Source organism: Candidatus Kuenenbacteria bacterium HGW-Kuenenbacteria-1, from assembly GCA_002839745.1.
Classification (GTDB): Bacteria; Patescibacteriota; Patescibacteriia; order UBA2591; family PGYQ01; genus PGYQ01.
Genome location: PGYQ01000026.1, coordinates 1 through 2,684, shown reverse-complemented (window position 1 = coordinate 2,684; position 2,684 = coordinate 1). Strand labels below are relative to the sequence as shown.

The window sequence follows — 2,684 nt, the reverse complement described above, 5'->3', positions numbered from 1 at the left end:
TTTTTTAAATATTTTAAAATTAATTTTCTAAAATTTTTCAAAAAATTAAAATCAATTTCATTTGGAACAATAAGCGACCCACCAAGAGAAATAATAATTATTTCTTTTTTCATAAAAATTTAAAATAGGCAAAATTTGTAAGACAAATTTTGCACTCGGAATATTTTGTCATTCCCATCCTTGATGAAACTCGAGGGCAAACTCCAAAGGGAATCCAGATGAGACTGTCATCCTCGCGAACGCGGGGATCCAGATTTAATTAACTTATGAAACCTGGATTCCCGTTGTCACGGGAATGACAGAAAGAGAATAATCATTCACTTTCCGACACAATAAATTTCACATAACTCATTTTATACAATTTTTATACTTAAAATATAGCAAAAAAAATAAAAAAAGTCAAATCTAAAATTTTTCAATTTCTCCTGTAAATATTCCTGAATCTCTTAATAATCAAAAAATCTAACTTATTCAACTCATTATATATTTCTTCATCTCCTAATTCCTTAATAAAATGAATGTTTAATAAATCTTTTTGTTTTTCTTGTTTCGCTATTTTCCAATTATTTAAAATATTTGCCTTACTTATGATTTTTCTAATTTCTTTTTGTTTTACTAAATTCAAAACTTCATTGATATCAACATCTAATTTTTTCATAATCATAGTAAAATCATAATAATCTCTGTATCTCGCGCGATCATTCATAGCTCTAATTTTCTCGGCTGTAATCTCTTTAATATCCATAACACGAACTTTTGTTTTTACGCCATAAACATTTTTATAATCTAACTCAAGTGGAGGCAACACTACATTTTGAAAAAAATCAATTTCAATCTTAAGCGAATTAGCCATATTTAATGGACCAATGTATTGTAATTTTTCAATTTTAATAGTTGCGTCAGAAACATAATCCTTTTTTATTTTAAGAAAATCATAATTGATAAAAATATTTTTTACTTCATCTAAAAAAATTTTAATTGAGTTGCTTGAAAAATCTAAATCTTCAGAAAATCTTAATTGAGGCAAATAAACATGATATAACGCTGTTCCGCCCTTAAAAATTAATTTGTCTTTTAACGGCGAATTAAAAATAATTTGAGAAACCAACGCTAAAAAATAATCTTTTTCAGCAATAGCTAACGGGTATTTTAAATTTTTACAATTTATTAAATTTAATTGATCTTTTGTTATCAATCCTTTAAAAAAGTTAAACATATTTATTTATAATTTTTAAAATATTTATCAATATAAATTCTCCATTTAGCATTAAAAATATTACTCTTGGAAGTCATAAAACTATGATTTCTATTTTTTTTAACTAATTCATATAATTTTTCAGAATTTATTCCGACCAAATCAAATATTATTCCCAAAGTTCGCTTTACGCTTATTGAGCAATTTTGGCTTAGTTTAATTAGTTGATTGCTGTCAAATTCGTCTTTATAATTTTTTAATTTTTCAATAATCAAATCTATATTATTCACTGTTCTTTTATAAACTAAAAAATCTATAATTATTTTTTCTTTTGTGGCTATCTTTATCAAACGACCATCTATATTAAATTCTTTGAAGCCAAAAAATAATCCTTTTTTGGTTTTAATGTATTTAAAAGTCCAATCAGCAAATTTTTTATTATATGTTTTTTTAATTCCAACAGAAGCAATAACTCTTAAATATTGATCAAATAATCCATAGTGTTGTAAACCAGCTTCAAATGAAACATAAGAATTTGCATTAATAATTTGGGCGATTGTAAGTTGATTAAGTTCAATTACCCCTCGACTAGCAATACTGGAAATAGCAAATACGCCCTTTTTAATCTTTATCAACCAGCCCTTTTTAACTAATTTAGAAACAAAATTTTTTACTTCTTGATTACTTCTTTCTTTTTTAAATTCATTATAAATCATAATAAAATCAACAACATTGCCATGTCGCGCGATTAGTTTTTCAATTATTTCTAATTCTTTGCTGGTTAGTGTTGTGGTGTATAATTTGTCCATATGGTAATATAAAATTTATTACTTTCTGTACTGATTATACACTAAATAATAAACCTGTCAATTTTCAATAAAACAAAAAAAATAGACCTGAGTCTATTTTTTTAGAAAAACAAAAACAAAATTGATTCTTAATTTGTTTATGCAATGTGGCTAGAATTTTTTATTTTTTTTATAAGAAATTTAGCACCACGACGGATTGTCTCTATTTTCCCGCGAATTTTTAAGATATTCTTCTTCTGTAATAGTTTCTGATCTTTCTTTTTCAATAAGTTCAATACTACGAGGATTATCTTTAAATTCTTGAAATGCTCGCGAACGCGGGGATCCAGATTTAATTAACTTATGAAACCTGGATTCCCGTTGTCACGGGAATGACAGAAAGAGAATAATCATTCACTTTCCGATACAATAAATTTCACATAACTCACTTTTACACAATTTTTATACTTAAAATATAGCAAAAAAAACAAAAAAGTCAAATCTAAAATTTCTCAATCACTGTTCCTTTGAATTTTTTTTTGGCTAAAAAATTATCTACATTTTGAATATCAGCTCCCTTTAAAACAATTACTTTTAATTTTAGTTTTTCTGCTAATTTTGAAGCAATTGGATCAAATGGTAAATTTGCTCCGGGATTCCATTTATCTCCGACAATTTTTCTAAAATCATGCCAATTTATT

General features: G+C 25.6%; 4 protein-coding genes. All 4 read right to left on the bottom strand.

From position 1 onward, the window contains the following. A partial coding sequence (locus CVV26_03470; GenBank protein PKL71950.1) for a UMP kinase occupies window positions 1-113 on the bottom strand: 113 nt, incomplete at its 3' end. Between the two features lie 302 nt (window positions 114-415). Further along, on the bottom strand, window positions 416-1,216 hold the full coding sequence (locus CVV26_03465) for a hypothetical protein (GenBank protein PKL71949.1): 801 nt from the start codon (window positions 1,214-1,216) through the stop codon (window positions 416-418). A 2-nt stretch (window positions 1,217-1,218) separates the two neighbouring features. Further along, the gene (locus CVV26_03460; protein ID PKL71948.1) at window positions 1,219-2,004 is read right to left on the bottom strand and encodes a hypothetical protein; all 786 of its coding nucleotides are present in this window, start codon (window positions 2,002-2,004) and stop codon (window positions 1,219-1,221) included. 481 nt (window positions 2,005-2,485) lie between these two features. Beyond that, window positions 2,486-2,684: UMP kinase (locus CVV26_03455; protein PKL71947.1), on the bottom strand; the 199-nt coding region annotated here is incomplete at its 5' end.

What these genes read in the sequence shown, in the direction of transcription:
- CVV26_03465 (PKL71949.1), bottom strand. Translation starts at nt 1,216, where the DNA reads ATGTTTAACTTTTTTAAAGGATTGATAACAAAAGATCAATTAAATTTA.
- CVV26_03460 (PKL71948.1), bottom strand. Translation starts at nt 2,004, where the DNA reads ATGGACAAATTATACACCACAACACTAACCAGCAAAGAATTAGAAATA.